Genomic DNA, 26,687 nt, shown 5'->3' on the forward strand with positions numbered 1-26,687 from the left:
TTACGCCTGCATCTCCGCACGTTTCTGGACTTCGCGCTCAATACGCTCGACCTCGGCTGCCGGCACGTAGTAATCAACATCGTTGTTGAAAATACGCGCCATGAAAGTGGCAAAGATCGCGATACCACTGACAATGGCCAGCCACCAGATATGCCACACCAGAGCGAAGCCCAACACGGTGGAGAATGCCCCCATGACCGGCGCTTCCCAGGTGTTCTTGGGCATATGGATGTCCTTGTACGGAGCCTTGGGCTTCGGCGCCGTGCCTCCGTTCTTCTGCTTCATCTCCCAGAAGGCATCAACACTGTTGACCTCGGGCAGGTGAGCAAAGTTGTAGAACTGGGGCGGAGACGCAGTAGCCCACTCCAGGGTGCGAGCATCCCACGGATCACCGGTGAGATCCTGGTTCTGCTTGCGATCACGGATACTGACAAACACCTGAATCAGCGTGCAGACAATACCGCACAGGATAGTCACAGCGCCCAACCAGGCGATGAGCATCAGCGGCTGCCAGCTACCGTCCTCGTAGGACTGCATACGACGCACCGCACCGTAGAAGCTCAGCACGTACAGCGGCATGAAGGCCAGATAGAAGCCGACCAGCCAGCACCAGAAGGAACGCTTGCCCCACTTCTCGTTCAGCGTGAAGCCGAAGGCCTTGGGGAACCAGTAGGTCAGGCCCGCCATCATCCCGAACACCACGCCGCCGATGATGACGTTGTGGAAGTGGGCGATAACGAACAGGCTGTTGTGCAGCACGAAGTTGGCCGCCGGCACGGACAGCATCACACCGGTCATACCGCCGAGGGTAAAGGTGATGATGAAGCCGATGGTCCACAGTACCGGAGAGGTGAACTCCAGACGCCCGCGATACATGGTGAACAGCCAGTTGAACACCTTCACCCCGGTGGGGATCGCGATGATCATGGTCATGATGCCGAAGAAGGCATTGACGTTGGCACCGGCGCCCATGGTGAAGAAGTGGTGCAACCAGACGATGAATGACAGGATGGTAATCGCCACTGTCGCCCACACCATGGTGCCGTAACCGAACAGGCGCTTGCGTGCAAAGGTCGCAATGACCTCGGAGAACACACCGAATGCCGGCAGAATAAGGATGTACACCTCAGGATGGCCCCAGGCCCAGATGAGGTTGACGTACATCATCATGTTGCCACCCATATCGGTGGTGAAGAAGTGTGTTCCCAGATAGCGATCCAGCGTCAGGAACGCGATGGTGGCCGTCAGGATCGGGAAGGATGCGATGATCAACACGTTGGCGCACAGAGACGTCCAGGTGAAGATCGGCATGTGGAACATCTTCATGCCCTTGGTGCGCATCTTGATGATGGTAACGAAGAAGTTGATACCGGTCAGGGTCGTACCGATGCCCGATATCTGCAACGCCCATATCCAGTAATCCACCCCGACCCCGGGACTGTAATCTATGCCCGATAGTGGCACATAGGCCAGCCAGCCAGTGGTGGCGAACTCACCTACGAACAGTGAGACGTTGACCAGAATCACACCGGCCGCGAACAACCAGAAACTCAGGTTGTTGAGGAACGGGAAGGCCACATCACGCGCGCCGATCTGCAGCGGCACGACCAGGTTCATCAAACCGATGACCATGGGCATGGCAACAAAGAAGATCATGATCACACCGTGAGCGGTGAAGATCTGATCATAGTGATGTGGCGGCAGGAAGCCTTCGGAGCCAGCCGAGGCCATGGCCAACTGGCTACGCATCATGAAGGCATCGGCAAAGCCGCGCAACAGCATGACCAGCGCCACGATGAAGTACATGATGCCAAGCTTCTTGTGGTCGATGGAGGTCAACCACTCACGCCACAGATAGCCCCACTTCTTGAAGTAGGTGATGGCGCCCACCACCACGAGTCCCCCCAGAGCGATGGCCAGGAAGGTCACCACCAGGATGGGTTCGTGAATCGGGATGTCATCCAGACTGAGTTTTCCGAACATGATTTTACTCCGCTGCCTCCGCGCTCATGGACTCGCCATAGGTCTGTGGCTCGTCACCCTTGGCGCTTTCGCCATTACCGAACCCTTCCGCGTAGGCGTCTGCATACTGCGCCATCTGCTCAGAGTGCTGGCCACCGGCGTGGAAGCTCTTGATGATGTTCTCGTAGAGAGACGAGGAAATGTCGGAGAAGTACTTGATGAAATGACCTTCGGTAGGCTTGGCCAGCTCGTAGTACTCCTCGGGGAAAGTCAGCGTATCGGGCGCTTCACGTACCTGCGCCACCCAGTTGTCGAAGTCTTCCTGCGACCCGACGTGGGCATCGAAGTACATGTCGGCAAAGCCTGCGCCACTGTAGTTGGTGGAGCGACCACGATACACGCCCTGCTCTTCCGCGATCAGGTGAACATCGTTATCCATGCCAGCCATGGCATAGATCTGGCTACCCAGCTGCGGAATGAAGAAGGAGTTCATGACCGAGCCGGAAGTCACGCGGAAACGCACCGGAGTGTCTTCGGGGAATGCCAGCTCATTGACAGTGGCAATGCCCTGCTCGGGATAGATGAACAGCCACTTCCAGTCGAGCGAAACGGCCTCGATGACCATGGGTTCGTTCTGACCTTCTTCAGCCTCGAGCGGCTTGTGAGGGTCAAGGCTATGGGAGGTATACCAGGTCAACAGCGCAAGGAACACGATAATGACGCAGGGAATGAACCAGACGACGGCCTCGATCTTGGTCGAGTGATGCCAATCCGGGGCATAGGTAGCGTCCTTGTTGCCCTTGCGATAGCGCCAGGCAAACGCGAGGGTCAGCACAATAACCGGCACCACCACGATCTGCATCAGACCGAAGGCGGTGAGGATCAGGGTGCGCTGCTCCTGACCGATTTCCCCCTTCGGATCCAGCAGGGCTGAACTACAGCCCGCCAGCACCAGGGGTAGCGCCAGCATCAGCACAAGGCCGAGCGCGCGCAGGTAGGGATTTCTTCTCATGTAACAACCTCGTCCGGGCTAGGAGGCGGAATATCAGAGCTCACGAGCAACGGCTCTCGTGTCGTGCCGGAGGCGGCCCGGCGCCGGGAACATATCTTACGTCATTCAGCACTTCGTATGAGATGGTCCCGCCAACGCCATTGCACCCATGGCAAGATCCCATGCCACAACAAGCACACTGCCCTCGACAGGAATGTCGATGGCAGAAACACGCGCTATGGAATGAGACTGGCGGTATTGTCGACAGGCACCGGGGTCTTGAGAAGCGACGATTTGCCGCAGGGGTGTCGCACCCACCCTTGATCTGCTTTCAGGAACCGGCGCAAACCACCGCCTGACGGGGTATTCGGCCAATCCACAAGGGGTAGGAGCTTCGCCTGAGAAGGTGATTTACTTATGCGCAGTGTAGCCAAATTCACATGCCGGGAACGAAGAAAGTCTCAACGGGTCACAATCGTTCTGTCCAGTACCTGGTGACCGGCAGCGTACAGTTGGAGCTACCGAGCCACTCTGGCCAGGTCAGGTATGGACCTGCACCAGCCGCAGCCACTCCATACTGCGAGTCTTCAGTTCCTTCCAGGCACGCCCATGGGTGACCACTACATCAACGTCTTCCAGATCACCATAGAAGGCCGGGCGCAGTGTTTCCCACTTGCTGTCATCGAACACCAGAATACGTTGAGCCGCCGTTTCCAACGCAGCCTGCTTGGGCGCCACCTCATGGAAGTGATAGCAACTCAGGCCTCGCTCGGGATGCACGCCGGCTGCGGTGATGAACGCACGGTTGATCCCCAGTGCGCGTACCTGCCTGGCGATGTCTTCGCCCTCGAAGGATTGCGATACTGCCTGATACAGACCACCCAACAATATCAGTCGCACACCATCGAGCTTGCTGACGGCCTGAGCGACATTGAGCGCGTAAGTCACCACTGTCAGCTCGCGCCATCCCGATAACTCCGGGACCATCGGTAACAGCGTCGTACCGCAATCGATGAACAGAGTATCGCCATCCTCGATGAAGCTCGCTGCACTACGACACAGCTCGGTCTTGAGCTCGATGCGCCGTCCCTGCTGACGCTGGAGGTCATAGAGTGGCTGGAATTGCGGATCATCGCGACGCACCAGATGTCCGCCCATCAACATCAATGGACTCTCGCTGGACGACAGGTCACGCCGCAGGGTCATCTCCGAGACCCCACACAGCATGGCCGCATCGGCCAGTCGCAGACTCCCGCCTCCGGAAAGAGCCTGCAGCAGGCGCTCCTGTCGCTCGACACTGCGTCGATTCATCGTCGAAGTACTCTCCTCATTCGCTGGCCCAGGAGCTCTCCAGTTCCAGGCACCAGGTTCTCGTACCCAAGGTGATAGGTTAATTAAGCATGCCCTGAACAATCGCAGCCAGCCAACGTTACTGGCATGGAAGACACGACCCAGCACAATGTTAAAAAAATAACATTATATGTTACCATCCTCTCACACGAGGAAATGCAGACGCCACGAGGTTTTCCGTGCTGGCTGCCGCCAGGCAATGGGGAGAATTGCTGATCGGCATATGAGGTAGGTCACGCCACGGCCCGGTACCGACCGCTAGTATAGGCACCGCCTGGTGTCCGCGTTTCCAGAGGGAACCATTGCCACACCCAACAACAACCAGGCATCACTACGAGTACTCATCATGTCGCGCTATGCATCCTCGACTGTCGCAGCTGCCACTCTGGCAATTGCCACCTTTTCTTCCGCTGCTCAGGCAGAAGGCCCGCAGTGGTCCTTTGCCAACGCCTCGATCAACTATCTGGACTGGTCCAGTGGTACCGAATCACGCACCGCTGACAACGCCGCCAAGAGCGACTTCTACTACCTCGAATTGGAAGGTGGCCTCGGCTACTCCTGGGGTGAGTTCTATGGTTTCTTCGATATCGAGAACCCGGGACACGATCATTTCGACGAGGACAGCAACGGCCAGGACAACTTTCGCACCGCTGCCAAGGTGACTTCTCACCTGTATCTCGGCGAGAGTCCCTTCTCGCTGTACCTGCATGTCTACGATTTCCGAGACTACGGGTTCAATGGCCGCGAACAGGATCAGATTCTCGGCTTCGGCTATCGTCATACCTTCGACAACGGCCTGTGGGTGAAACCCTTCCTCGGCGCCGCGCGCGTCCAGAGTGACGGCTACACTGGCATGAATGGCGGCATGCTGGGCTGGGTACTGGGCTACGATTTCAAGGCCTTCGACCAGTCATTCAGCCTGACCAACTGGCACGAGCAGACGTTCGAGCGTGATGACGAGTACCTCGAGCAGAACTATGTCGGCGATAAGGCAGACAGTGTCGGCACCAACGGCGCCGTGGCCCTGTGGTGGCATCCGCATCCGGCGATCACTACCGGTGTGCAGTACCGTTACTCCGACAACAAGCTCGGCACGCCGAATCAGTACCAGAACGCCATGATCTACTCCATCAAGTTCAACTTCCTGTAGAGGCGAATGGACCATGACACTTCTCATGAGCCTGGTAGGCATGGCGACGCTGGTCGCCATTGCCATCCTGTTCTCCTATAACCGCAAATCCATTCGTCTGCGCACTGTTGTCGGCGCCTTCCTCATTCAGGCAGGTCTAGGAGCCTTCGTCCTCTACGTGCCCTTCGGCCAGGATCTGCTGAAGACGGTCTCCGATGCCGTCAGTCAGGTGCTGGTCTACGGCAACGACGGCATCGACTTCCTGTTCGGCAACCTGGCCAACGTCGACAATATTGGCTTCGTGTTTGCCATCAAGGTACTGCCGATCATTATCTTCTTCTCGTCGCTGACCGCCGTGCTCTACTACCTGGGCATCATGCAGTGGGTCGTGCGCCTGCTGGGCGGCGCTCTGCAGAAGGTGCTGGGTACCTCGCGCACAGAATCACTGTCCGCAACCGCCAACATCTTTGTCGGCCAGACGGAAGCCCCGCTGGTGGTGCGACCCTATATCGCGCGCATGACCGACTCTCAGCTGTTCGCCGTCATGTGTGGTGGCCTGGCGTCGGTGGCCGGCTCGGTGCTGGCCGGCTATGCCTCGCTGGGTATTCCCATGGAATACCTGGTTGCCGCCTCCTTCATGGCCGCTCCTGGCGGACTGTTGTTCGCCAAGCTGATCATGCCCGAGACCAGCGAAGACCCCGACAGTGCCGAGCGTACCGAGGACAACACCGACGAGGATGACAAACCCGTCAACGTGATCGATGCGGCCTGCTCCGGCGCATCCTCAGGCCTGCAGCTAGCCGCCAACGTCGGTGCCATGCTGCTGGCCTTCATTGCCTTGATCGCCATGCTCAATGGCATCCTCGGTGGCATCGGCGGCTGGTTCGGCGTCGAGAACCTGAGCCTGGAGATGATCCTTGGTTGGGTATTCTCGCCCCTGGCCTTCCTGCTCGGAGTTCCGTGGGCAGAAGCCAACATCGCCGGTTCCTTCATTGGCCAGAAGCTGGTCGTCAACGAGTTCGTCGCCTTCATCAATCTGGCGCCATATATCGATGGCAGCCAGGTCGTCGAGGCTACCGGCGAGGTCATGAGTGCCCATACAGCGGCCATTCTATCCTTCGCACTCTGTGGCTTTGCCAACCTTTCATCCATCGCCATCCTGCTCGGCGGGCTCGGCGGCATTGCACCGAGCCGTCGTCATGACATTGCCCGTTTCGGCATCCGCGCGGTACTGGCCGGCACCCTCTCCAACCTGATGTCCGCCTGCATCGCCGGCTTCTTCATCGCCCTGGGGGCTTGATCACCATCCAGCCCTTTCCATCGGGCCGCCCCGGGCGGCCCGACTGTCTGAATCCCGTGACGTTCAGCTCTGGACCATTCACCTCCCGAGTCTCGATCCCGGCTCGTTGAACTTCGAGTCCTGAACATGACCTATCAATTATAGAGTCCCGAAGACGACGTACATTTGAGAGTCCCGAACACGACTTACGTTTGAGAGTCCCGACCATGACTCAAGCTGGAGCCCCGATAATGACTGACCTGACCCGCATCGCCCGCCAGGCACTGCCCCTGATGGATCTCACCAGCCTCAACGCCGATGACAATGATGCTGTCATCGAGAGCCTGTGCCAGCGCGCTGGAACACCGGCCGGTTCACCTGCCGCCGTGTGCATCTATCCCCAGTTCATCGTAACCGCTCGTCGCGCCTTGACCGCTCACCAGCTCGACAAGAAGGTTCGGGTTGCGACTGTTACCAACTTCCCGGCAGGCAATGAGGATGTCATGACGGCGGCACGCGAGACCCGCGACGCAGTCGCCGCAGGCGCCGATGAAGTCGATGTGGTCTTCCCCTGGCGTGCCTTGATGGCCGGTGATGAGAGCACCGGGCTCGAGCTGGTCGAAATGTCGAAAGCCGCCAGTGGTGGCCGCCTGCTCAAGGTGATCATCGAAAGCGGCGAGCTCAAGGATCCACAGCTGATCCGTCGCGCCTCGGAGCTGGCTATCGCCGGCGGCGCCGATTTCATCAAGACATCTACCGGCAAGGTGGCCGTCAATGCCACACCGGAAGCCGCGCGCGTCATGCTCGAGGTTATCCGCGACAGCAAGCAGCCGGTCGGCTTCAAGGCTGCCGGTGGCGTACGTTCTGCAGAAGATGCCGCGATCTACCTGCAACTGGCCAACGACATCATGGGCCCCGGCTGGGTCTCCCCCGAGACCTTCCGTTTCGGCGCCTCTGGATTGCTGGACAACCTGCTGATGACGCTGGGTGTCGGTGTCGACGCAGGGGGCAACACGGAGGGCTACTGATGCTGATTCAGGATATCCTCGCCGCCAAGCGTGACGGCCATCCACTCAACGCCGCCGAGATCCGCGAGTTCATCGGTGCCATCGCCGACGACAAGGTCGGTGACGAGCAGATCGGTGCCTTCGCCATGGCCGTCTATCTGCGCGGCATGAGTCTCGATGAGACCGTCGCCCTGACCGAAGCGACCCGGGATTCCGGGCATGTTCTCGACTATCGAGGACTCGACCTGCCGGGGCCGGTTCTCGACAAGCACTCGACCGGCGGCGTCGGCGACCCGGTGTCGCTGATTCTCGGCCCCTGGCTGGCGGCCTGCGGCGCCCACATTCCCATGATTTCCGGCCGCGGTCTGGGCCATACCGGCGGCACGCTGGACAAGCTCGAAGCGATCCCCGGCTACAACGTCACACCCGACCACTCAACCTTCGAGCGCCTGCTGCGAGAGCCCGGAGTAGCCATTGTCGGCCAGAGCGGTAACCTCGCCCCCGCCGACAAACGGCTCTATGCCGTGCGTGACGTAACCGCCACGGTCGCTTCCCTGCCGCTGATCGTCGCCTCGATTCTCGGCAAGAAGCTGGCCGAGAATCTCGATGCGCTGGTCATGGACGTCAAGATCGGCAATGGCGCCTTCCTGGCCAGTGATGCCGAGACCCGTGAGCTGGCCACTACGATCGCTGAAGTGGCCACCCGCTCCGGCACACCAACCACTGCCCTGCTGACCGACATGAACCAGAGTCTGGCCAGTAGTGCCGGCAATGCGGTGGAAGTGCGTGAATGCCTGGACATCATGACCGGGCAGCGACGCGGCGGCCGTCTGCTGGAACTGACTCGTACCCTTGCCATCGAGGCGCTGGTAGCGGGCAAGCTGACCGACAACGCCGAGACCGCCGCACGCAAGCTCGACCAGGTGCTGACTTCAGGACAGGTAGCAGAGCGTTTTGCCGCCATGGTGGCCGGCCTCGGCGGTCCCGCTGATCTGCTTGAGCATCGCGACCGCTATCTGGCCGAGGCACCGGTGATCCGTGAGCTCTATGCGGCTGAAGCCGGTGTGGTGGCCAGCCAGGATGTCAAGGCACTCGGCATGAGCGTGGTGTCCCTGGGCGGCGGTCGCCGTCGCGCCGCCGATCGCATTGATCATCGCGTCGGCCTGGATCAGATCGCCGCCATCGGCAGTCGTGTCGATCAGCAGACACCCCTGGCACGCATACATGCCGCCAGCGACGATGATGCCGCACGTATCGCAGACCAACTGAGCACTTGCTTCAGCATTGCGGAATCCGCCGAGGCTCCGCCGCTGGTTCACGATATTCTCGGCGCTCGTGACGCCTCTGGTTCATCTGAGCCCGGCATGGCAGGAGGACACCAATGACTGCCGCTAATCCAACAACACGACCAGCAACACGCGCCATCGTGCTGGTCATGGACTCCTTCGGCATCGGCGCCGCGCCGGATGCCGACCGCTTCGGCGATGCCGGCTCCGACACCCTGGGACATATCGCAGCGGCCTGTGCCAATGGTGAGGCGGACGAGCGTGGCCGCCAGGGGCCGCTACAACTGCCCAACCTGGCGCGCCTGGGACTGTTCCATGCCCATCGGGCAGCGACCGGCAGCACCGCCGCCGGAATCGAACTCGGCGACACCGACAGCGCATGGGGACATGCCCGCGAAGTGTCCTCCGGCAAGGACACGCCGTCCGGCCACTGGGAGATCGCCGGTGTTCCGGTGCGCTTCGATTGGGGCTATTTCGAGTCCCGGAACAACAGCTTTCCCACTGAGCTGCTCGACGCTCTGATCCGTGACGCCGAACTGCCCGGCGTCATCGGCAACTGCCACGCCTCCGGCACCGAGATCATTGCACGACTCGGTGAGGAACACTGCCGTACCGGCAAGCCGATCGTCTACACCTCGGCGGACAGCGTCTTCCAGATCGCCGCCCATGAGCAGACCTTCGGCCTCGAACGTCTGCTGACGCTGTGCGAGACGGCTCGTGAGTTGCTCGAACCATACAACATCGGCCGAGTCATCGCCCGCCCCTTCGTCGGCAATGACGCCAGCGACTTCCAGCGCACCGGAAACCGTCGCGACTACAGCGTCGAGCCGCCCTCTGCCACCGTGCTGCAAAAGCTGACCGAGGCGGATGGAGAGGTCGTGGCCATCGGCAAGATCGCCGATATCTACGCTCACTGCGGGATTTCCCGGTTGATCAAGGCTTCCGGGCACGATGCGCTGATGGATGCCACCCTCGCGGCCATGGACGAAGACGGCACGCATCAGTTGATCATGACCAACTTCGTCGATTTCGACATGACCTACGGCCACCGCCGTGATATGCCGGGCTATGCCGCTGCGCTCGAAGCCTTCGATGCGCGTCTGCCGGAATTACTGCAGCGTCTGCGCCCCGATGACCTGCTGGTGATCACTGCAGATCACGGCTGCGATCCTACCTGGCATGGCACCGACCATACTCGCGAATATATTCCCGTACTCGCGCACGGTGCCGGACTCGGCGCACAGGCCCTTGGCGAGCGCAGCAGTTTTGCCGATATCGGTCAGTCACTGGCCAGTTACTTCCACCTCGATCCCATGGATGATGGCGTGAGCTTCATGCCACCCAGCCCCTGACAGGAGACGCTCATGGCAACGCCCCATATCAAGGCAGAACGTGGCGACTTTGCGGATACCGTGCTGATGCCGGGTGATCCCCTGCGCGCCCGCTATATCGCCGAAACCTTTCTCGACGAAGCACGCCTGGTCAACGACGTCCGCAACATGTACGGCTATACCGGCACCTACAAGGGCCGTGAGATTTCGGTGATGGGCCACGGCATGGGAATTCCTTCGGTATCCATTTATGCGAAGGAATTGATTACCGAGTTCGGCGCCAGAAGCCTGATCCGTGTCGGCTCCTGCGGTGCCGTACGCGACGACATCAAGGTGCGCGATGTGATCATCGGCCTTGGCGCCAGCACCGACTCCGGGGTCAATCGTTCACGCTTCCGTGGCCTCGATTTCGCCGCCATCGCTGACTTCGAGTTGACCCGTCACACGGTCGACGCCGCCGCGCAACAGGGTGTGCCGGTCAAGGTCGGCAACATCTTCTCCGCCGACCTGTTCTATCACCCGGACCCGGCGCTGGTGGAGACCCTGCGGCAATACGGCATTGTCGGTGTCGAAATGGAAGCCGCCGGTCTGTATGGCGTTGCTGCCGAGTTCGGCGCTCGGGCGATGACCATCTGCACCGTCTCCGACCACATCGTCAATGGCGACTCCCTGTCCAGCGATGATCGCGCCACCACCTTTGACGAAATGATGAAGGTCGCGCTGGAAGCGGTGTTGCGTGATGACGAGGCCAACGGAGGCAGTACCAACGGAGACAATGCATGACTGACACCATCCCGACACAGATTGTCGAGGCGTTGATCAAAGTCCGTGGGCGCGCCTATGTTCCCTACTCCGACCACCCGGTCGGCGCACTACTGATCTGCGAGTCCGGCCAGCAATTCGTCGGCGCCAATGTCGAGGTGGCCCATTACAAGGGGCTCTGTGCCGAAGCATCAGCGATTGCTGCCATGATCAGTGCCGGGGAGCAGCGCCTGCGAGAGGTCTATGTGATCGGCCCGGGCGAGCACCTGTGTACACCCTGCGGCGACTGTCGTCAGCGTCTGCGCGAGTTCGCCACCCCGGACACCGTGATTCGTGTGGTCGACGCCCAGGGGCAGCTACTCAAGCGCTACACCATGGACGAGCTGCTGCCCGACTCCTTCGGTCCAGAGAACCTCGGTCGAGACTCCGCGATGGGGCGTTGATGGCAAGCCTCCTGACCTCTCCCCCCAGCACGATCAACACATCTTCAAGGCCGGCAGCAGCCGGCCTTTTTATCATCGACCGCTTTTCATCATCGGAAGCCTTACATGGGATCAGGAGAAGACCGATGCATGTCGGGATGTGATGGTGGATCAACCACTCCAGCAGTGCGCTGGTGATCGGCCTGCCCCGGGCCAGTGGTACCATCGAGACGTCCGCCGCCCGTGCCCTCCATACTGACACTCAAGCGCGGCGCCCCCAGATGAACGCCCATGTCTTCCATGCGCTGCTTGAGCAGCATGTTGAAGGAGCGCGATACATCCCACTGCATTTCCGGCGAGGTCCGGAAGCGCATGCGCAGGATGGCGCAACCATCCTCGAAGCGATCGATACCCTGCATTTCCAGCGGCGACCAGATGTGGTGACGCATCATCGGGTCCTGACGCAACTCGCGCGCTGTCTCCTGCATCAGGCTCACCGCATCGTCGACCTTCATTTCCCAGGGAATACGGATCTTCATCAGGGCAATGCCGAATTGCCGTGACATGTTGTGAATGGACTCGATGCGCGAGAACGTCAGGATATGCACGATGCCATCGAGGTCACGCAGACGTACAGTGCGCAGTGTCAGACCTTCGACCGTGCCCATGTGGCCGTTGATCTTCACGAAGTCATCCACCGCCAGCGAGTCCTCGATCAGGATGAAGATCCCGGTGATCAAATCCTGCACCAGCGTCTGGGCCCCGAAGCCGATGGCCAGACCAATGACACCGGCACCCGCCAGCAGTGGAGTGACGTTGACGCCGAGGTTGGCCAGACCAACGATGGCGGCAATGATGACGATGGTGGCAAACATCACATTGCGGATCATGGGCGTAATGGTCTGCGCTCGGGCCTGATTGACCCGCCGGCCACGTGAGCGTGCCGAGGATACCAGGGCGCGCTGGATCGCCGTATCGGCGAAGATCCACGCCAACCACGCCAGCAATACGGTAAAGGCTATACCGAGCACCGCCTGACCTATGCGGACACTGGCAACGCCCTCCTGCCCCAGGCCGACCAGCGACGCTCCCCACACCTGAACGGAAAGTTCGGCGAACACCAGCCATGCCAGCACGTGCGCCAGGGTATAGCCAAAGCGCTCCAGGCGACGACGATACTCGCTATGATGCCGAAAACGGCCGCGCATGTGGTTGTGGCGCTCTTTCTGGCGGCGCAACAGCGCCGTCACCACCAGCGTCAAGACAAGCAGACCCGCATTGATGATCGATCGCGCAAGGGCCGCGCCGACATCACCACCGGTGATGAAAATCGCCAGCAGTGAGCCGCAGACCATCAACAGCGCAGGAATATGCCACAACCGCCCTATTACGCGGAAGACCTCTGTAGGGCTCGAACAGTCCTGGCGCATGGCGTAGGGGCGGTTGCGAATCAGCTGTTTGATCGGCCGCTGGAAACGGAGAATGAATCGCATGGCGCAGAGCGCCGCCAGCATGTTGGCCAACACCGATGCCAGGGTTGCCAGGTCGAAGCCCAACATGTCGATCAGCCGTTCGGTACGAAAGGCATCACCCAGCGCCACCAGCGCACCGATCACGAACAACGGTCGCAGCGCCTGATGCTGCATTATGCGTACGGCTGTATAGCGATGGCCACTGGTGAACACCGAGATGACCATTTCCACCACCACCGACAGCGTTCGACCGCAGAGTGCGATATAGGCAATGATGGTGACAACGGTACGCCCCGCGCTGTCCGGCACGACCTCAGCAATCCCCAGTACTGCAAGGAAAGCCACCACCCAGGGTAGCATGCGACGCAGAAAATGCGCTGCCAGCAACCAGGCCCGCGGTTCACGCGGCAGATCCATCGGCCAGCCGCGACGCCTGGCGATCAAGCGGCCCAGCGCCACCAGGATAAACACCAACCCACCCCAGATCACCAACTGGACGGAAAACTCCACGGCAAACTGGCCCAACTGACGGTAACCGGTGTCACCCAGCATCGCGGTGACATCATGCCAGCCCTGCAGGAACCTGACTTTCCAACGTGCGATCGGCGAGCGAGCGCCCTCGGTCTGCTCCCCCAACTCGGTAAAGGTATCGGCCAGCGCTCCCAACAACCCCTGGGAACTCTCCGATGTCTCTGTCGCGGCCTGCTCTCCATCGCGCAATACCTTGAGATCATTTACCAGCGCCTGGCGAGTGGCCTCGTTCTCGAGCGTCTGGATCAACGTATCCAGGGATCGCTGGATTTCATCATTGGAAGCGGCAGGTTCGGATTGTGCCCCGCCATTGAGCACACCCAGCGCCCCGGCCTGAGCCAATGCCTGAGACGGCATATAAGCGACAGCCAGCAGCATGACCACAATAACGTGCTGAATAATTGCACTAATTCGAATGCGCTCTTGAATCAATCGCACTTCCGACCCTCTGGTTGTTCAGGCATCACTGCCACTGAATCGAGGTTTCCCATGATAGGCTGTCGGCATGTCGCTCACCAGGAGGTGTTCATGCCAATCCAGTCGCCCCCCGAACCCTTGAATACCGATGGTAAACCCCGCAGGGTGGGCGTCGAACTGGAATTCGCCGGGCTGCTGCCCGAGGAAACCGCTGTAATCGCACAATCCTTGTTTGGCGGCACCATTGAGCCTCTCAGCGCCCATCGAATCAAGCTTCGCGATACACGATGGGGCGATTTCAGCATCGAACTCGACTCTCGATATGTGCACCCGGAAAGCCAACCCGATGTGCCCAACGACAGCGAATGGCAACGCCTCAGGCTCAAGCTTGATCGACGCTACCGGGAATTGCTCGGCGATGTCGTGACCGGGGTCGTACCAACGGAAATTGTCTGCCCTCCCATCGACTGGGAACGCCTCGACGAACTCGATATCCTGTTCAACGAACTCCGGCGCTACGGCGCCAAGGGTACCGACGCTAGTCTGCTCTACGGCTTTGGCCTGCACCTCAACCCCGAACTACCGGCACTGGATTCGGCCACCATTCTGCGCTATCTACGCGCCTGGTTGCTGTGCGCAAACGGGATACGTGAGCAGATTCGGGTGGATATCACCCGTGAGGTTCTGCCTCACGCCAACCCCTTTCCCCAGAAGTACTGTCTGAAAGTACTCGACCAGGCTTACCGTCCTGATCTGGAAACCCTGGTCAACGACTATCTGAGCGACAACGATACCCGTAACCGCGACCTGGACCTGTTACCACTGTTTGCGCACCTGTGCCCGAACCACTCCCACCCACTCCTGCGCAAGGGCCTGGTACAGGCACGCCCGACCTTTCACTACCGTCTGCCCAATGCGCAACTCTCGGACCCGGAGTGGGGTGTCGTCAGAGAATGGAACCGCTGGCTGGAAGTCGAGACCCTTGCCTGTACTCCCGATACCCTCGCCGAGCGCATGGCAGAATACCGCGCTCGCCACGCTCGCTCCGGCTGGTGGCAGAAACTGCGTAGTCTGTTGCCGGGAGGGCGCTACTGATGTCTCGACGCCCACTGATCGGCATCTCGACCTCCGACCACAAGAGCCTGATTGCCTGGTTTTTCGACTGGCTCGCGGTGTGGCGTCACGGTGGTCGCCCCCTGCGTCTGTCGCCTTCGCGCCCGGTGCCGGAACGCCTGGATGGGATGATTGTCGGTGGTGGTGACGATATCCAGGCTCACCTCTACGGCGGTGAGGTGCAGCTTGATGTCCGCGTCGACCCACAACGTGACGAGCTGGAGTTGTCGCTGCTGCGTCAGGAAATCCCGCGCGGTACACCCGTGCTTGGCATCTGCCGCGGTGCCCAATTGATCAACGTCTACCTCGGCGGCACCCTGGACAGTGATATCTATACCAGCAACGAGGGTCTCAAGCGGCGGCGAACGGTTCTACCGCGCAAGACGGTGGATATCCATATCGGCAGTCGTCTGCACGATATCCTTCGAGTCAGTTGGTGTCGTATCAACAGCCTCCACCACCAGGCCGTACAGGAGACGGGAGACGGCATCGAAGTCGTGGCTCGAGACCGTGATGGGCTCGTTCAGGCCATCGAGTCCAGACACCACGATTTCATGGTCGGCGTACAATGGCACCCCGAATTTCTGATCTTCAATCGCCCCCAACAACGTCTGATCCGCGCCTTGATCAATGCCGCTCACCAGCATGCCAAGCAGACAACGGTCCTCGAACGCAGCTCCACTTCCAGCAGCTCGGCTCACAAGAGCAACGCCCACCATAGAGGCGGGCGTTGACGGTCTGAATCCTATGACGGACCGGGCGTTATCGGTCTCAGTCGATCACACCAGGCTGGCGTCCAGGCTGATCTCGGCATTGAACAACTTCGAGATCGGGCAACCGGCCTTGGCCTTCTCTGCCGCCTCCTGGAAGGCCGCATCATCGGCGCCGGGAATGCTGGCACGCGTGGTTAGCTGAATCCGGGTGATGGCAAAACCGCCCTCCACCTGATCCAGTGTCACCTGCGCCTCGGTGTCGATCGACTCGGCTTCCAGGTTCGCTTCGCCCAGAATCATCGACAGCGCCATGGAGAAACAGCTGGCATGGGCCGCGCCGATCAGTTCTTCAGGATTGGTGCCCGCCTGGCCCTCGAAGCGCTGCTTGAAATCGTAGGGAACGTTATCGAGTGCATCGCTGGCAGTGGAAACCACGCCCTTGCCTGTCTTGAGACTTCCCTTCCACTGCGCGCTTGCGGTGTTGGTGATGCTCATCGTCGACTCCTCCAGATGGGTAGTGTGTCATGGAAGGACACCATGACAGCGGTATTCAGCATGCAATTTATTAACATGGCAATCAAATAGCTCATCCTGATCGATTTGATTGTCGTCCGCACCCCACTGGCGCAGATGCGCGGATCTGCTGGTGTGGTGCGCTCTCGCGTCAGCCTGATGGCCGACGGCGGCACGTCCCTGTGCCGCTATTAACCCAACATGAAAGCATGCCGGGTTAATATCAACCAGACTGTCGAGCCGTGGTTTGCTTCAGCATGCCCTCCCTGCCATAGTGACGCAAAGAAAAATGGAAACTTTTTCCGAAAAGGAGGCCTGCATGACAGTACCCTATGTCACTATCGGTCAACAACGCCTGCCCGCCATCGGCCAGGGTACCTGGCATATGGGTGAGGGACAGGTACCCCGCCAGCATGAGGTCAGAGCACTGCAGCAGGGTCTGGATCTGGGCCTGACGGTGATCGATACCGCCGAGATGTACGCCGAGGGTGGTGCCGAGCAAGTGGTTGGCGAAGCACTCAGGGGGCGACGCGACTCAGCCTTTGTGGTGTCCAAGTGCTACCCCTGGAACGCAGGCCGCGACAGTGCCATTGACGCCTGCGAGGCCAGCCTGCAGCGACTGGGCATCGACACCATCGACCTGTATCTACTGCACTGGCCAGGCAGCATCGGTCTGGAGGAGACACTCGAGGCCTTCGAGCGTCTGCAGGAAACCGGCAAGATTCGCCACTTCGGGGTGTCCAACTTCGACCTTGACGAATTGCAGACACTGCATGACCTCGACGGAGGTCTGCACTGCGCCGTCAACCAGGTGCTGTATCACCTGGCGTCACGTGGCACCGAAGTGCAACTGCAGCCCTGGATGCGGCAGCATAGCATGCCGATGATGGCCTACTGTCCCCTCGCCCAGGCTGGCGCCTGGGGCACCGACCCTCTTGCCTCCCCCGCCATTATCGAGCTGGCCGAAGAGCACGGCATCCCCCCTGCCCAGTTGCTGCTTGCCTGGTGCATACGCTCGGGTGCCGAACAGCGAGATGTCATCGCCATTCCCAAGGCCTCCAGCGAACGCCATGTCAGCGACAACGCCGCTGCCCTTGACGTGCAACTGAGCGATGCAACCCTGACGCGGCTGGATGCCCTGTATCCCGCACCGACGCGCAAGGTACCACTGGATATTGTCTGAGCAGTTTGCTGAACAGTTCTTCAGGCAAGTTCCTGAACGACTTTCCCAACAATTTGCTCAACAATTTTTCTCAACACCGAACAGGAAACAAACCGAACAGGAAACAGAAGGCACCGAGATTGCCGCGGCGAGGGGGCTTCGAGGGTGTCCCTGCTCAAGCGCCCGGCAGCGGCTCCTCGGCAATGCGCACCAACCAGTTGACCAGCGCCTCGACACGGCTGTCGCCGACCCGGGACTGGCGCACGGCAATGTAGTAGGCACCGCATGACAGGGGCGTACTGGCGGCCTCGACCAGACGTCCCTGAGCCAGCTCCTGATTGACGAAGTAGCGCGGCAGGATCGCCGCGCCAATGCCATGCAGTGCGGCATCGAGGACGAACTGGAAGTGCTCGAAGCGCTGGCCAGTCAAGGCGGCAATCTCCTCGTCGGACATGCCCACTTCATGGAACCATAGCCAGGTGGACGACAGCCCCATCAACGATGCCTTTGGTGCATGGCACAGCAGCGGATAGCGCACCAGCTCGCGGTGATCCTCGACCAGGCCATAACGCTCGCGCAGGGTCGGAGTGCACACCGCCACCAGATCACAATGCATCAACAGCCGGCTGTCGAATCCCGCCCAGGTGCCACCGCCGTACAGAATCCCGACATCGAAGCCTTCCTGGGTGATATAGAGCTGATGAAGGTCATTGGCGAACTCCACCTCGACACCCTGGAGACTGGCGGCGAATGCCTCTATACGCGGCAACAGCCAGCGTGTGGTAAAGGATGGCTCGGCCCCGACCAGCAATGGCTGGGCATGATCCCGCCGTACATCGCGAGTCACCACCGCCAGACGCTCCAGCAGCGGACCGATATCGCGAGCATAGCGAGTCCCGCTTTCCGTGAGTACCAGACGCTGCTTGACCCGGCGAAACAACTGGCAGCCGAGGAATGCCTCGAGATTACGGATCTGGCGACTCACGGCCCCCTGAGTCAAGCTCAGTTCCTCGGCAGCCTGGGTCACACTGAGATGCCGTGCAGCCGCTTCAAAACAGCTCAACGCGATGGTCGACGGCAAGCGTTTCAGCATTCAGGTCATTCCTTTTTGTAATGATGTGTTCAGGCTAAGTCGTTATCCGATGACCAGCAAGTCCCCTATGCTCCAGGCAGACCCTACTTCTACCGGCAGAGCCTGGCATAAAGCGCCTGCATGAGTTGCCGGAAGAGCATTCTGCTGGAGGATATTACAATGCAATCATCGGGTGACGAACTTACCCTGCGAACCGACCTGGCGGCGGCCTATCGACTGTTGGATCATTATGGCTGGAGTGATCAGGTCTTTACCCATATTTCCACACGCCTCCCCAGCGAGACCCCAACCTTTCTGATCAATGCCTACGGTCTGATGCCGGAGGAGATCACCGCCTCCAACCTGGTGACGATCGACACTGAAGGCAACAAGGTCGACAACAGCGACATCGACGTCAACCCCGCTGGATTCACCATTCACAGTGCCATCCATGCTGCCCGCCATGATGCGGTCTGTGTCATGCACACTCACACCCTGGCCGGCATGGCAGTCGCTGCTCTCGAGGAAGGTCTGCAGCCGTTGAATCAGACCAACATGGCCTTCTACAACCGTGTGGCTTATTACGACTACGAAGGAATTCCACTGGACCTCAGTGTTCGTGAGCGCCTGGTGGCCGCACTGGGTGATCACAAATGCATGATTCTCCGTAATCACGGTCTTCTGACTGTGGGCCGCAGCGTCGCGGAAGCCTTCTTCTATATGTACTACCTGAACAAGGCCTGTGAAATACAGATTGAGGCCATGAAAACCGGGCGCAAATTGATCACGCCGTCGCCGAGTGATTGCGAGTTCACCGCCCAACAATTCGACAACCCGGAATATCACAACGAAAGCGTCGAGCTGGTGTGGAATGCGCTACGCCGCAAGCTCGATCGCATCGATGACAGCTACCACCGCTGACAGCACATCTTCATCAGCCTTTCTCAACACTCTTTTTTTCAACCATCTTTTTCAACCATCTACGACTTCTGCAACAGCCGTAAATTCAACAACAACTACACAAAGGGCGTTCTCATGATTGAGCAACATCGCTCCAGGTCTGCTTCCCGAGAGAAGACCGGCATCACCGGCCATTACAGCGGAAAACAGCTGGCAAGGTTCATCATCCCGACCCTGTTCGGTATTCTGCTGTTCCTGACCCCCATCATGGCGGATGGCAAGCTGACGGTGATGATTGCCCTCATCATCGATCTCATCAACAACGTCATCAAACCCTATATGGTGCCGGTTGTGGTGTTCGTTGCCGTGGTGCCGAGCATCTTCACCGTGGTGGTGAGCTGCACATCGCTGAAGCACAACCAGAACCGCTTCATGCAACTGTTCAATCCCGGCACCGGCTGGACCATCATTCGCGCCATCGGTGCCGTGCTGATGCTGATGGTCTATTTCGAGGTCGGCCCGGAATGGGTCTGGGACCGCAACACCGGCGGCGTCATGCTCTATGACGTCGGCCCGGTGGTGCTGGCGATCTACTTCCTGTCGGCGATACTGCTACCGTTGCTGACCGACTACGGTTTGATGGAATTCGCCGGCAGCATCATCAGCCGCGTGTTCGAGAAGCTCTTCGGACTGCCCGGTCGTGCGGCCATCGATAGTCTGGCCTCCTGGCTGTCGGCCTCCGCCGTCGGAATCATTCTGACCACCAAGCAGTATCGCGAAGGCTTCTACAGCAGCCGCGAGGCCTGCGTAATCGCCACCAACTTCTCGATTGTCTCGATTGCCTACTCCTACCTGTTGCTCAGCATCATCGGCATGGAGCATGTCTTCCTGCAGTGGTATGCCTCGGTCGCCATAACCGGCATCATCTGCGCGATCATCGTCCCTAAACTGCCTCCGCTGCGCTTCAAGAAGGACAGCTACTTCCCGCCAGAGGGTAAACAGCTCAAGGAAGACCGCCTGGAAGGTGAAAGCCTGTTCGCTCTGGGTTTGCGCCGAGCCGTCCACCGCGCCGAAACCGCCGCCAGCCCAGTGGAACTGTTCAAGCGTGCCATCCACATCAGCATGGATATCGCCATTTCCGTCTACCCGGCAATGATGATAATCGGCTGTGTCGGTCTGGCGCTGATTGCCTATACCCCGGTGTTCGACATCCTGTCCGCTCCGCTGGTACCGCTGTTCCAACTACTGCAGCTCCCGGAGGCCGAACAGGCTGCCCCGGCTCTGATGGCCGGCATCGTCGACAGCATCATGCCGCCGATCCTCGGCGCTGGCATCGAGAGCGAAGTCACGCGGTTCGTCCTTGCGGGAGTCGCGGTCAACCAGATCATCTTCTTCACCGAGGCAGCGATCGTTCTGGTGCGCGCCGGCATCGGACTCAAGCTGCGCGACCTGCTGGCCGTCTATGTGCTGCGAGTCCTGATCTCTCTGCCCATCCTGTCGCTGCTTGGCCACCTGTTGCTCGACAACTGACGTTGCCAGGGGGCGTCACCACGCCCCCATGACTGGCTTGCCCCCATTCTCGTCCCACTCTTCTCTCGTCCACTCTTCGAGATACGTGCAATGACAACATCCCGTACCGACAACACCGAGACTTCCCACGGCATCACTCGTCATGCCGACCAGGCCCCTACCAACCTGCCCAGCGCGGATATGGTTCTGACCAATGGGCGCATCTACACCGTTGACGAACAGCAGCCATGGATCGAAGCCGTCGCCATCAAGGGTGGCCGCTTTATCGCCGTCGGCACCAGCGAGGACATCAGCGAGCGGGTGGGAGAGCACACCCGAGTCATCGACCTGGATGGCCGTTTTGCCATGCCCGGCATCTACGATATGCACACCCACCCGGATCTGGCACTGGCCCCGGGTTACGCCGGGTATCTGGATGTGGGTATCGAAGACCCCACTCCCGAGCAGGTCAAGCAGGCCATGCTTGACTACGCTGCCAATGCGCCGGCGGATGCCGAAGGCTGGGTATATGGCGCCTATTTCGTGCGTTACACCTTCAAGCAGGCCGGCATTGTCGCCAACCGAGAGTGGCTGGACAGCTTTCTGCCCGACCGTCCCGCGGCCATTCTCGATCGCTCATGGGGCTGCATGCTGGTCAACTCGAAGGCACTGGAACTGGCCGGTATCAATGCCGACACCCCCGACCCGCGACACGGCTATATCGAACGCGACAGCATTACCGGCGAGCCCACCGGTATCCTCGTCGACGGCGCCTATGCCCTGATTCATGCCGCCATGCCACCGACACCGGCTCACGCCCTGCAGCGCGCCTATGGCGAAGCTGTGAACTTCCAGAGTGGTCGTGGCGTGGTCGGCACCAAGTTCGTGCATGTCTGCGAGCACCGCCTCGATGCACTCAAGGCCATCGACCAGCGCGGCAAATTGAGCGTGCGCGTCGAAGCGGCCATCAGCTGGCAGGACGACATCTTCCCGGTCAAACGCCGCTGGGAGTTGATGGCCGGAGAACGCCACTTCTATCGCAGCTCTCGACTCAACGCCAATGCCGTCAAGTTTCACTTCGACGGCACCCATGAGTCCCGATCCTCCTTCCTGTCCAGCGCCTGGCCGGGAGAAAGCAGCTGGCGTGGCCACCTCAACCTGACGCCGGAACATATCACCGACATGGTTGCCGACATGGATCGCAAGGGCATTCGCGTCATCGCCCACTGCACCGGTGACGGCGCCTCGGACCTGTTCCTCGATGCGGTGGCCGAGGCACGGCGCCGCAACGGGCCCAACGGGGTTCGCCACCAGTGTGCTCATTGCACCACGCTGCTCGACGAGAATCTGCCTCGGTTCAAGGATCTCAATGTCATCGCCGAGTTCTCGCCCGTGGGCTGGTATCCGTCCTCGTTCAGCTATGCCCGTGCCGTGTTCGGCGAGGATCGCATGCAGCGTGCCTACAACTTCAAGGGCATCCTGGACAACGGTGGCACCGCGGTCATGGGTACCGACTGGCCGGTCTCCGGCTTCGATCCCTGGGTGGGCTTCGAGGCCATGATCACCCGCGAGAATCCCTGGGGGGACGAGGACGGCCGCTTCTATGGTGAGCCGATCAGTCTCGAACAGGCCATACGCGTGATGACCATCAACGGAGCGAAAGCGATGGAGATCGAGGATCGCGCAGGCTCCATCGAGCTCGGCAAGTTCGCCGACATGATCGTACTCGATCGCAACCTGTTCGAGGCCAAGCCCAGGGGCAATATCCACAATACGCGGGTCGAAATGACGCTGTTGGAAGGCCAACTCGTGTGGGATGCCCATGGGGAATTCGATGGCACCGAGCATGAGGCTATCTGGTCACGCGAGATGCCCGACTTCTGAAACATCCCTGCTCCGGGGATTCGGTCAGATACCTGCGAATCCCCGCCGACATACAACAGCCGACATACAACAACAGGTAGTGAGGTTCCCATGGCAACCCCCATTCCCGTCACCATCGTCTCCGGCTTTCTCGGTTCAGGGAAAACCACTCTGCTCAACCGGATTCTCAACAGTGATACCGGTATGCGCGTGGCCGTCATGGTCAATGACTTCGGCGCCATCAATATCGACAGCGAGCTGATCGTCGGCCAGACCGACGCCATGATCAACCTTGCCAACGGCTGCATCTGCTGCACCGTGGAGAGCGATCTGATCGAACAGCTCTCGCGCCTGATCAACTCGCCCAACCGCCCTGAGTATCTGATCATCGAGGCCAGTGGCGTATCCAACCCGGCGAAGATCGTCAGCACCCTGCGCTATCCGCAATTCGCCAACCGACTGTCCATCGACAGCACCATCACCGTGGTTGACGCCGATCAGTTTGCCGACCTCGAGGGCGATATGGCCCAACTGGCCATGGAGCAACTGGATGTGGCCGATATCGTGCTGCTCAACAAGACCGATATCGCCAGTCCCGAACAGATTGCAGCCTTCAGAACACGCTGGGGCTATCCTGGCATTCGTCTGTATGAGACCAATCACTGTGACGTGCCCCTGTCGCTGGTGCTGGGTACCGGTCACTTCGATGCCCACGATCTTGAAGAAAACAGTCTTGAACAACGTCAACAACCCTGTGTCCTTCACCACGATGGCCATCACCACTGTGATGAGCACTGCCATGTTGGATACCATCATGAGGCACATGACCAACTGTTCGAGACCTGGTACTGGGAGTGCGAGCAGCCGTTGTCACTGTCACTGCTGAGAAGTGCACTGGCCACCCTTCCCACCACGATCTATCGAGCCAAGGGCTTCTGTCAGTTGGCCGAACTTCCCGACCACTGCGCCGTCCTGCATCTCGTCGGTAGCCGTCATGATATCCATCCCGGAGAGCCTTGGCGAAATGGCCCCCGCACTACCCGCCTGGTGTTCATCGGCACACGCGGAGGCTTCGACCGAGAGGCGCTCGAGCAGACCTTCAGCGTCTGTATCGCGCAGAGCGAAGTGGCTTGACGAGAAACCTCGTCAGTTGGGTTGTTGTCCTGCAGCAGCCAGCTGCCGCAGACCGGCCAACTGCTGCGCGAGTTGCTCGGTGCCCAGCTCGCGCATGCGCTGCATATTGCGCTCGGGAATCTGTTCAGGGTTGGTGTAGTGGACCAGGGCCCGCTCCAATCCTGCCTCGCGGATCACATGCCAGGTGGGCCAGGGGGCACGGTTGGTATAATTGGCGGGATCGTCCTCGTCAGTGCCGTCAGACACACTCCCTTCAAAAACATAGTCGGGATGAAAGCTGGCCAGCTGATAGATGCCTTCGTAGCCTTGATCAATCAGCAGTGCCTCGCCCAGCGCCAGTGCATCCAGATAGTCGTCGAAATCATCCAGCCCGTCCGGCATCACCAGCAACGCTGTCTCGACCTCCGGTGTTTCATCCAGATAACGGCAGACTTCGACCAATCCCAGCAAGGCTCCCTCAAGATCATTACCATCGAGCTGCCGGTACTCGATGCTGTTTCGCGCCACCTCACGCCCGGCGAAGGGGCAGACATTGTGAGCAACGACAAAGTCCTCGACCCATTGGCGGGTCGCATTCAGGCAATTCTCGGGAGTCAGGGCAGGCATGGCAGATCACGGCTGAAGGAAAGCGCCCAGTATACGCCACCATCGCTCATGATTTCTGTCCTCGCCTCGACGCCAACCGATCCGCCAGTCGGGTGGGCTCGGGAAGCTTGTAGCGGCCCAGGCAGGCCAGCGCCCACTGGGTTGCGGTATCCACCGAGAGGCGATGCCCCGGCGAGACGAATATCGGCTTGACGCCCTGACGCGAGCGCATCACTACGCCCAGAGTTTCCTCGCCATCCATCAGTGGCGTCCAGGCACCTCGCTCATCGGCCACGTCACCATGACGGCCGGTCAAGCGTTTCTTGGCAACCCCTAGCGAGGGCAGATCCAGCCACAGGCCCAGGTGTGCTGCCACGCCCATCCGCCGAGGGTGAGCAATGCCATGTCCATCGACCATCAGCAGGTCGACCTCACTCCGCAGCTCGGAAGGCAGTTCAGCAAAGGCCTGCAAAGCAGCCGGTACCTCTCGAAACGACAACAGTCCAGGAATATAGGGCATGCATGTCGCCACCCGACTGACCACCTGATCGATCATCTCGAGACTCGAGTAGTCGAGTACCACCACTGCGGCACGAGTCACCTCCCCACCCTGTTCGAAGCCGATATCGACGCCAGCGATGCGCCTGACTTCGCCGATACGATCGCGGCGTTCAATCCGGCAGGCCAATTCTCGTTGCAGGGCCACGGCCTGTGTCGGAGTCAGGTTCCAGTCATGTAGAGGATGAGGGAAAAGTGATGGCATCGAATCATCATTAATAATGGAGGCACATCAGGGTAGACTACGGCCACGCTTCCAACTGCTCAAGCACACAGCGATCAGCCTTATCGGGGAATGCATGCTACGAGTCATCCACACTGCTGACTGGCACCTCGGCCAGAGCTTCCACGGCCAGGAGCGCACTACGGAGCACCGGGCCTTCCTCGCCTGGCTACTCGATACCCTCGAACAGCAACAGGCTGATGCGCTGCTGGTCGCCGGTGATATCTTCGACGTGGTCAATCCATCGCTGCGAGCTCAACAGCTGCTGTATGACTTCATCGTCGATGCGCACCAGCGCTGTCCCGAGCTGCAGATGGTGCTGATCGCCGGGAACCACGACAGCGGCGCCCGCATCGAGCTTCCTGCGCCACTGATGCAGCGCCTGCACGCCCACGCAGTAGGCCGGGTGAGCTGGCTCGATGACGGTAACCTCGATAGTCAGCGCCTACTGGTCCCCCTTACCGACAGCACGGGGGAAACCCGAGCCTGGTGTCTGGCGCTGCCCTTTCTGCGTCCCTCGGAAATCACCGGACGTGGACAGAGCTCCGGCCCCCAGGGCGACCTGCTGCAGGACGAGACCCAGAGTTACGTGCGCAGCGCGGAGCGTGTTCATCAGCAACTTATGGATGCCGCACGCCAACAACGCCAGCCAGGTCAGGCGCTGATCGCCATGAGCCATGCGCATCTGCATGGTGCCGCCGTTTCCGAGGCCAGCGAGCGCCCCATCGTCATCGGCGGCGAGGAGTCGATTTCTGCCGCCATCTTCCCCGAAGACATCAGCTATGTTGCCCTCGGTCATCTCCACCGCGCCCAACGTGTCGGCGAGGAGCGGATCCGCTACAGCGGCAGCCCGCTGCCCCTTGACTTCAGTGAAGCCGGCTACCACCACCAGGTACTGATGCTGGAGCTGGATGGCGAACGACTCGGCGAGGTGACGGCACTTCCCATTCCCCGAGCCGTCGCCATGCAACGTATCGGCCCCGGCACCCTGGACGAGGCACTTGAGCAGATCGCTCAGCTTCCCCTGCGTAGCGACAATGCTGATCCACAATGCTCTGATCATCAGTGCTCTGATCATAAGTACTGGGCCTGGCTGGAAATCAGTATCCGCCTCGACGCGCCCATGGCCGACCTGCGCGCACGCATCGATGAAGCACTGGCCGATCGCGCCGCGCGGCTGTTACGTCTGCGCCGCGAACTGCCCGGTACTGGCAGAGAGCAACCACGCCATGGTGAACGCCTGGAGGATATCGGCCCCCGTCGCCTGTTTGAACGTGTCTGGCAGGAGCAGTGGGGAGCGCCGGCAGAACCGGATGTGCTGAACGACTTCGACCGGCTGTGTCAGGACGTACTGGAGCAGGACGGCGAGGAAACGAGTTGATGAGAAATGAACTCATGAGAAC

The 26,687-nt window shown here is 60.1% G+C and carries 23 protein-coding genes; 15 read left to right on the top strand and 8 right to left on the bottom strand.

All coding sequences use genetic code 11. The features are described from left to right. The 3 genes from cyoB to BUE38_RS04810 all read right to left on the bottom strand — a co-directional run bounded on the left by cyoB (nucleotide 1) and on the right by BUE38_RS04810 (nucleotide 4,264). Complete coding sequence (cyoB, locus tag BUE38_RS04800; protein ID WP_073433910.1) at nucleotides 1–1,983, bottom strand: cytochrome o ubiquinol oxidase subunit I; 1,983 nt, start codon at nucleotides 1,981–1,983, stop codon at nucleotides 1–3. Between the two features lie 4 nt (nucleotides 1,984–1,987). Next, nucleotides 1,988–2,974 (bottom strand): ubiquinol oxidase subunit II, encoded by a 987-nt coding sequence (cyoA, locus tag BUE38_RS04805; RefSeq protein WP_073433911.1) that lies wholly within the window; start codon nucleotides 2,972–2,974, stop codon nucleotides 1,988–1,990. A gap of 519 nt (nucleotides 2,975–3,493) precedes the next feature. Further along, complete coding sequence (locus BUE38_RS04810) at nucleotides 3,494–4,264, bottom strand: DeoR/GlpR family DNA-binding transcription regulator (protein WP_073433912.1); 771 nt, start codon at nucleotides 4,262–4,264, stop codon at nucleotides 3,494–3,496. A 316-nt stretch (nucleotides 4,265–4,580) separates the two neighbouring features. Between BUE38_RS04810 and BUE38_RS04815 the strand changes: the two genes are divergently transcribed. The 7 genes from BUE38_RS04815 to cdd all read left to right on the top strand — a co-directional run bounded on the left by BUE38_RS04815 (nucleotide 4,581) and on the right by cdd (nucleotide 11,540). Further along, entirely contained in the window at nucleotides 4,581–5,453 is an 873-nt protein-coding gene (locus tag BUE38_RS04815) for an outer membrane protein OmpK (RefSeq protein ID WP_234986772.1), read from the top strand. A gap of 13 nt (nucleotides 5,454–5,466) precedes the next feature. Beyond that, nucleotides 5,467–6,732: a NupC/NupG family nucleoside CNT transporter gene (locus BUE38_RS04820; protein ID WP_073433913.1), complete on the top strand. Its 1,266-nt coding sequence runs from the start codon at nucleotides 5,467–5,469 to the stop codon at nucleotides 6,730–6,732. A 230-nt stretch (nucleotides 6,733–6,962) separates the two neighbouring features. Continuing rightward, complete coding sequence (gene deoC, locus BUE38_RS04825) at nucleotides 6,963–7,739, top strand: deoxyribose-phosphate aldolase (protein WP_143166200.1); 777 nt, start codon at nucleotides 6,963–6,965, stop codon at nucleotides 7,737–7,739. Beyond that, nucleotides 7,739–9,103 (top strand): thymidine phosphorylase, encoded by a 1,365-nt coding sequence (gene deoA, locus BUE38_RS04830; RefSeq protein WP_073433915.1) that lies wholly within the window; start codon nucleotides 7,739–7,741, stop codon nucleotides 9,101–9,103. Before deoC ends, deoA begins: the two co-directional genes overlap by 1 nt. Beyond that, entirely contained in the window at nucleotides 9,100–10,356 is a 1,257-nt protein-coding gene (locus BUE38_RS04835; protein ID WP_073433916.1) for a phosphopentomutase, read from the top strand. Before deoA ends, BUE38_RS04835 begins: the two co-directional genes overlap by 4 nt. 12 nt (nucleotides 10,357–10,368) lie before the next feature. Further along, nucleotides 10,369–11,118 (top strand): purine-nucleoside phosphorylase, encoded by a 750-nt coding sequence (deoD, locus tag BUE38_RS04840; protein ID WP_073433917.1) that lies wholly within the window; start codon nucleotides 10,369–10,371, stop codon nucleotides 11,116–11,118. Beyond that, nucleotides 11,115–11,540 (top strand): cytidine deaminase, encoded by a 426-nt coding sequence (gene cdd / locus BUE38_RS04845; RefSeq protein ID WP_073433918.1) that lies wholly within the window; start codon nucleotides 11,115–11,117, stop codon nucleotides 11,538–11,540. Before deoD ends, cdd begins: the two co-directional genes overlap by 4 nt. A 101-nt stretch (nucleotides 11,541–11,641) precedes the next feature. On the opposite strand, the gene BUE38_RS04850 is transcribed toward cdd, so the two are convergent. After that, the gene (locus BUE38_RS04850) at nucleotides 11,642–13,900 is read right to left on the bottom strand and encodes a mechanosensitive ion channel domain-containing protein (RefSeq protein ID WP_073433919.1); all 2,259 of its coding nucleotides are present in this window, start codon (nucleotides 13,898–13,900) and stop codon (nucleotides 11,642–11,644) included. A 150-nt stretch (nucleotides 13,901–14,050) separates the two neighbouring features. On the opposite strand from BUE38_RS04850, the gene BUE38_RS04855 reads away from it, so the two are divergent. Together BUE38_RS04855 and BUE38_RS04860 are read left to right on the top strand one after the other, a co-directional pair. Continuing rightward, on the top strand, nucleotides 14,051–15,034 hold the full coding sequence (locus BUE38_RS04855) for an amidoligase family protein (RefSeq protein ID WP_073433920.1): 984 nt from the start codon (nucleotides 14,051–14,053) through the stop codon (nucleotides 15,032–15,034). Beyond that, the gene (locus tag BUE38_RS04860; RefSeq protein WP_084541727.1) at nucleotides 15,034–15,786 is read left to right on the top strand and encodes a gamma-glutamyl-gamma-aminobutyrate hydrolase family protein; all 753 of its coding nucleotides are present in this window, start codon (nucleotides 15,034–15,036) and stop codon (nucleotides 15,784–15,786) included. The genes BUE38_RS04855 and BUE38_RS04860 overlap by 1 nt, the downstream gene beginning before the upstream one ends. A 45-nt stretch (nucleotides 15,787–15,831) precedes the next feature. On the opposite strand, the gene BUE38_RS04865 is transcribed toward BUE38_RS04860, so the two are convergent. Beyond that, nucleotides 15,832–16,260, bottom strand: a complete 429-nt coding sequence (locus BUE38_RS04865) for an OsmC family protein (protein ID WP_073433921.1) — start codon at nucleotides 16,258–16,260, stop codon at nucleotides 15,832–15,834. Between the two features lie 337 nt (nucleotides 16,261–16,597). Between BUE38_RS04865 and BUE38_RS04870 the strand changes: the two genes are divergently transcribed. Beyond that, the gene (locus BUE38_RS04870; RefSeq protein ID WP_073433922.1) at nucleotides 16,598–17,461 is read left to right on the top strand and encodes an aldo/keto reductase; all 864 of its coding nucleotides are present in this window, start codon (nucleotides 16,598–16,600) and stop codon (nucleotides 17,459–17,461) included. Nucleotides 17,462–17,615: 154 nt separating this feature from the next. Here the strand turns inward: BUE38_RS04870 and BUE38_RS04875 are convergent, their stop codons facing one another. Then, nucleotides 17,616–18,533 carry a LysR substrate-binding domain-containing protein gene (locus BUE38_RS04875; RefSeq protein WP_073433923.1) on the bottom strand — a complete coding sequence of 306 codons (918 nt, stop codon included), beginning with the start codon at nucleotides 18,531–18,533 and terminating at the stop codon, nucleotides 17,616–17,618. Between the two features lie 159 nt (nucleotides 18,534–18,692). Here BUE38_RS04875 and BUE38_RS04880 point away from each other — a divergent pair, with 159 nt between their 5' ends. From BUE38_RS04880 to BUE38_RS04895, 4 genes are all read left to right on the top strand, one after another. Then, on the top strand, nucleotides 18,693–19,433 hold the full coding sequence (locus tag BUE38_RS04880) for a class II aldolase/adducin family protein (protein WP_143166201.1): 741 nt from the start codon (nucleotides 18,693–18,695) through the stop codon (nucleotides 19,431–19,433). 114 nt (nucleotides 19,434–19,547) lie between these two features. Further along, complete coding sequence (locus BUE38_RS04885) at nucleotides 19,548–20,942, top strand: YjiH family protein (RefSeq protein ID WP_073433924.1); 1,395 nt, start codon at nucleotides 19,548–19,550, stop codon at nucleotides 20,940–20,942. Between the two features lie 90 nt (nucleotides 20,943–21,032). Continuing rightward, a complete protein-coding gene (locus BUE38_RS04890; protein WP_084541729.1) occupies nucleotides 21,033–22,805 on the top strand; it encodes an amidohydrolase in 1,773 nt (590 codons plus the stop codon). Nucleotides 22,806–22,895: 90 nt separating this feature from the next. Further along, nucleotides 22,896–23,918 (top strand): CobW family GTP-binding protein, encoded by a 1,023-nt coding sequence (locus BUE38_RS04895; protein ID WP_073433925.1) that lies wholly within the window; start codon nucleotides 22,896–22,898, stop codon nucleotides 23,916–23,918. Nucleotides 23,919–23,930: 12 nt separating this feature from the next. Here the strand turns inward: BUE38_RS04895 and BUE38_RS04900 are convergent, their stop codons facing one another. Together BUE38_RS04900 and nfi are read right to left on the bottom strand one after the other, a co-directional pair. Further along, complete coding sequence (locus BUE38_RS04900; protein ID WP_073433926.1) at nucleotides 23,931–24,524, bottom strand: DUF1415 domain-containing protein; 594 nt, start codon at nucleotides 24,522–24,524, stop codon at nucleotides 23,931–23,933. 46 nt (nucleotides 24,525–24,570) lie between these two features. Next, nucleotides 24,571–25,266, bottom strand: a complete 696-nt coding sequence (nfi, locus tag BUE38_RS04905; RefSeq protein ID WP_073433927.1) for a deoxyribonuclease V — start codon at nucleotides 25,264–25,266, stop codon at nucleotides 24,571–24,573. A 94-nt stretch (nucleotides 25,267–25,360) separates the two neighbouring features. Here nfi and BUE38_RS04910 point away from each other — a divergent pair, with 94 nt between their 5' ends. After that, nucleotides 25,361–26,665, top strand: a complete 1,305-nt coding sequence (locus tag BUE38_RS04910) for an exonuclease SbcCD subunit D C-terminal domain-containing protein (RefSeq protein ID WP_073434164.1) — start codon at nucleotides 25,361–25,363, stop codon at nucleotides 26,663–26,665. The last annotated feature ends 22 nt before the right edge of the window (nucleotides 26,666–26,687 follow it).

This window comes from Halomonas cupida (assembly GCF_900142755.1).
Lineage (GTDB): Bacteria > Pseudomonadota > Gammaproteobacteria > Pseudomonadales > Halomonadaceae > Halomonas > Halomonas cupida.